This is a genomic window from Mesorhizobium sp. M1E.F.Ca.ET.063.01.1.1, assembly GCF_003998155.1.
GTDB lineage: Bacteria > Pseudomonadota > Alphaproteobacteria > Rhizobiales > Rhizobiaceae > Mesorhizobium.
Genome location: NZ_RZSC01000510.1, coordinates 1 through 4382, shown reverse-complemented (window position 1 = coordinate 4382; position 4382 = coordinate 1). Strand labels below are relative to the sequence as shown.

The 4382-nt window shown below is 64.3% G+C and carries 5 protein-coding genes; 1 reads left to right on the top strand and 4 read right to left on the bottom strand.

Features of this window, described 5'->3' with window-relative positions:
* The coding region (locus tag EOA29_RS26650; RefSeq protein ID WP_245468547.1) for a GTP-binding protein at positions 1-1099 on the top strand (1099 nt) is incomplete at its 5' end.
* 19 nt (positions 1100-1118) lie between these two features.
* Here the strand turns inward: EOA29_RS26650 and EOA29_RS26645 are convergent.
* From EOA29_RS26645 to EOA29_RS26630, 4 genes are all read right to left on the bottom strand, one after another.
* Positions 1119-1358, bottom strand: a complete 240-nt coding sequence (locus tag EOA29_RS26645; protein ID WP_189350513.1) for a sulfurtransferase TusA family protein — start codon at positions 1356-1358, stop codon at positions 1119-1121.
* Positions 1359-1369: 11 nt separating this feature from the next.
* Positions 1370-2665, bottom strand: a complete 1296-nt coding sequence (locus EOA29_RS26640; RefSeq protein ID WP_126091652.1) for a murein L,D-transpeptidase family protein — start codon at positions 2663-2665, stop codon at positions 1370-1372.
* Between the two features lie 211 nt (positions 2666-2876).
* Positions 2877-3827 carry an acetyl-CoA carboxylase carboxyltransferase subunit alpha gene (locus tag EOA29_RS26635; protein WP_126091653.1) on the bottom strand — a complete coding sequence of 317 codons (951 nt, stop codon included), beginning with the start codon at positions 3825-3827 and terminating at the stop codon, positions 2877-2879.
* 99 nt (positions 3828-3926) lie between these two features.
* Positions 3927-4382, bottom strand: a 456-nt coding sequence (locus tag EOA29_RS26630) for a tyrosine-type recombinase/integrase (RefSeq protein WP_145969810.1), incomplete at its 5' end; no start/stop codon positions are given.

Here is a 4382-nt window from a genome sequence, read left to right as displayed (position 1 = left end):
TCCCATTCCCGTCTCGGTGCTCACCGGCTTTCTCGGCGCCGGCAAGACGACACTGCTCAACCGGCTGCTCAAGGACCCGGCACTCGCCGACACGGCGGTCATCATCAACGAGCTCGGCGAGGTGGCGATCGACCATCTTCTGGTCGAGCAGGCCTCGGACGGCATCATCCAGCTTTCCGACGGCTGCCTCTGCTGCACGGTGCGCGGCGATCTCGTCGATACGCTGGCCGATCTCGTCGACCGGCTGCAGACCGGCCGTATCGCCCGGCTTGCGCGCGTCGTGGTCGAAACCACCGGCCTTGCCGATCCCGCGCCGGTGCTGCAGTCGATCATGGCGCATCCGGCGCTGGTGCAGGCTTTCCGGCTCGACGGCGTCATCACGCTGGTCGATGCCGTCAACGGCGAGGCGACCCTCAATGCTCATGTCGAGGCGGTGAAGCAGGCGGCGGTCGCCGACCGCATCGTGCTCACCAAGACCGACCTTGCCGAGGTAGGGGATGTCGGGGCCCTGCGGGCACGGCTCCATCAGATCAATCCGGGCGCGGCACTCCTCGACGTCAACGATGGCGGCACGGGCGTGGCGTCGCTGTTCAACTGCGGCCTCTACAATCCCGATACCAAGACCGCCGATGTGCGACGCTGGCTCGGCGAAGAGGCAGCGCATGACCACGGCCATCATCACCACGACGATGACCATGATCACAGCCACCATCATCACGACCACCGCCACGACAGCCGCGTGCGCTGCCACTCGCTCGTCCACGACGGACCGGTGCCGTTCTCGGCGATCGAGATGTTCCTCGATCTCTTACGCTCGACGCATGGTGAGAAGCTGCTGCGCATGAAGGGCGTCATCGAACTGATGGAAGATCCGTCACGGCCGCTGGTCGTTCACGGCGTGCAGAAGGTCCTGCATCCGACGGCAAGGCTGCCGGCCTGGCCGGACGGCCAGCGCGGCACCCGACTGGTGCTGATCACGCTCGATATGCCTGAAGACTATGTCCAGCGGCTGTTCGCCGCCTTCACCAATCGGCCATCGATCGATACGCCGGACCGGGCGGCGCTCGAAGCCAATCCGCTGGCGATCGCCGGACTGTGATTGGAAAGCCCGCTACTGGTTAAGCCGCGCTGCCGCGCTCGACCAGGAAGCGATGGCCTCCGGCTACCGTCGCCGTCTCGATCAACTGATGGCCGGCATCGGCGCAGAAGGCCGGAATGTCGATCACGGCGAGCGGATCGGTGGTCTCCAGCCACAGACGGCTGCCCGGCCGCATCGCGGCCAGACGCTTGCGGGCCTTGAGCACCGGCAGCGGACAGTTCAGGCCCTTGAGATCGTAGGTGATTGCGTGCTTTGCCAAGCTCAAAGATCTCAGCCGCCGAACATGCCGAGCAGCTTCTTCTTCAGCTTGGACACGGTGCCTTCGTCAGCACTCGCCGCCTGTGTCTCAGCCGCCGGCTGGGCCGGCGCCACCTCGACGCCGGCGGTGACGACCTGCTGTTGTGCTGCCTGCTTGGCGGCTTCCTTTTCGGCCAGCGCCTGAGCCTTGGCCGCTTCCTTGGCGGCTTTCGCGGCTTCGATTGCCGCCAGCCGCTGCTCCTCGGCCTTGCGCTTGGCCTCTTTCTCGGCGTCGAGCGCCGCCATCTTGCGGCCGAGCGGCGAATCGATGCGGCCCATGCGCACCGTCTCGGTCACCGAGCCATCGGAATTCATCGACGGCGGCTCGATCGGCACGCGCTCGCCGCGGGCGCGGCGCTTCGACCAATCGGAAACGATGCTGGCTTCCTTGATGCCGGCAATGGTCGGCTTGGGCGCCGGCGCGCTCGACCTGACGGCAGAGCTGAAAGCCGCGTCATAGCGCTTCTCGTAATCGGCATAGGCCGTCTTCAACGAATCCGGCTGCGTGCTCTCGGGGCAGGGACCGGTCGGATCGAAGGTCGTGCCTTCAGGCGCCACCTGGTTGAAGACGTAACGCTTCTCGCAGACGTCGACCTTCGGCGGCACCTTGGTGATCTCGAAATTGTCGTAGCCGACCTTCAGCATCTTCCAGAACTCGTAGTTCGGATCGTTGCGGTAGCGCGCCATGTTGGCGGCGGTCATGCGGAACGGGAAAGCCTGGATCTGGAACTCGGTCTGGCCGCCCTGGAAGGCGTCACGGCCGAAGGCATAGATCTGCTCAATCTGCGCGTCGGTCATCGAATAGCAGCCGGACGACGAACAGGCGCCGTGCACCATCAGATTGGCGCCGGTGCGGCCGTTGGCGCGGTCATAGGCGTTGGGAAAGCCGATGTTGAAGGACAGATGATAGTTCGAACGCGGATTCATCTGCGACGGACGCACCGTGTAGAAGCCTTCCGGCGCCTGGCGGTCGCCCTCGGTGTATTTGGGGCCGAGCTTGCCCGACCATTTGCAGATGTCATAGGCGGCAACGAGATCGTAGCGGCCGTTGGTCTTGGCCTTCCAGATCTCCAGCTTGCCTTCTTCCTTGAAGATGCGCGCCATCACCGAGGAGGTGCGCACCATGCCCTTGGCCTTCATGTCGGCAAGGATCTTGTCCGGCAGCGGCTTGTTGGCCTCCGGCGCGAAATCCTTCATCGACGAATCATTGCAGCCGGCGACGCCAATCGCGGCGATCAGGACTCCGGTGCGGGCAAGCTTGGCAAACATCGCTACGGCTACGTCTTTCTTTCGGGCCAAAGGCCTCGGCACGACCGAGCCCGCACGCTGAACACCGACGGACGGTAAGCCCGTTAACCTTGAAAAATCCTTACCGCAAGCCTTGGCCAACCCCTCACGGCGATTTTCATTGAGCCGAATGCGGCGGCATTTTTGTGGCGAAATTGTTCGTTGCCGCCACAGTTTACCACGGGCGGCCCGATTAAAGGCTGCGGCCCATCGCCAGATATTTCTCACGGCGCTGCTCGCGGAAGTCGATATTGGCGCCGGCAAAGTCCTTCATGGTCTTGGCGATGAGGTCGCCGGTCGCGGCAATCACCGTTTCGGGAGCGCGCTGGGCGCCACCCATCGGCTCGGGAACGATGGCGTCGATGATCTTCATCTCGAGAAGATCCTGGGCGGTGATCTTCATGTTGGTCGCCGCGTCCTTGGAGCGGGTGGTGTCGCGCCACAGGATCGAAGCCGCGCCCTCGGGCGAAATCACCGAATAGATGGCATGCTCCAGCATGTAGACGCGGTTGGCGGTGGCGATGGCGATGGCGCCGCCGGAGCCGCCTTCGCCGATGACGACCGAGATCGACGGCACCTTGAGCGCCAGGCAGGCCGAGGTCGAGCGCGCTATGGCCTCTGCCTGGCCGCGCTCCTCCGCGCCGACGCCGGGATAGGCGCCGGCAGTATCCACCAGCGTCAGAAGCGGCATCTTGAAGCGATCGGCAAGCTCCATCAGCCGCACCGCCTTGCGGTAGCCTTCGGGACGCACCGAACCGAAATTATGCTTCAGGCGGCTCGCCGTGTCCGAGCCCTTTTCCTGGCCGATCACCGCCACCGGCTCGCCGCGAAAACGGGCGAAACCGCCGACGATCGCCTGGTCCTCACCGAAATTGCGGTCTCCGGCCAAAGGCGTGAAATCGCTGAACAAGCCCTTGATGTAGTCGACGCAGTGCGGTCTGTCGGGGTGGCGCGCCACCTGCACCTTCTGCCAGGGGGTGAGCGCCTTGTAGAGATCGCGCAGCGCGTCGCGCGAGCGCTTCTCCAGCCTGTTGATCTCGTCGGCGACATCGACCGCCTCGCCGTTCTCCGCAAGCTTCTTCAGCTCGAGGATCTTGAGCTCAAGATCCTGCACCGGCTTTTCGAAATCGAGGTAATTGTACATGCTTGGGCGGACCGATCCGTCGGAAGGCAATGGCTGGCGGAACCCTGGAAATGCTGGCTCCGGGCGGTGGAACGTCGCCATCACATAGCGATATGAGGCCTAGTCGGCAAGCGGATGATGATCGTTGACCAGCCGCACCAGCCGCTCCTCCAGAACATGGGTGTAGATCTGCGTGGTGGAGATATCGGCGTGGCCAAGCAGTTGCTGGACGGCCCTGAGATCGGCGCCATTCTGCAAGAGATGGCTGGCAAAGGCATGGCGAAGCACATGCGGCGAGATCTTGGCCGAGGCGATACCGGCCCGGGCCGCCAACCCTTTGAGATCGCGGGCGAAAACCTGCCGGGAGAGATGGCCGCTGTCGGAGGAAGCCGGAAACAGATAGGGGCTCTCGGCAAAGGCCGGGCGTTCGGCCCTTGTTGCAAGCCAGGCCCGCATCGCGTCGCGCGCCTTGGCCGACAGCGGCACCATGCGTTCCTTGTCGCCCTTGCCGCGCACCATGAAGAAACGGTCGTCGCGCTGCGCCACCGTCACCGGCAGGCCGCCCAGCTCTGAAAC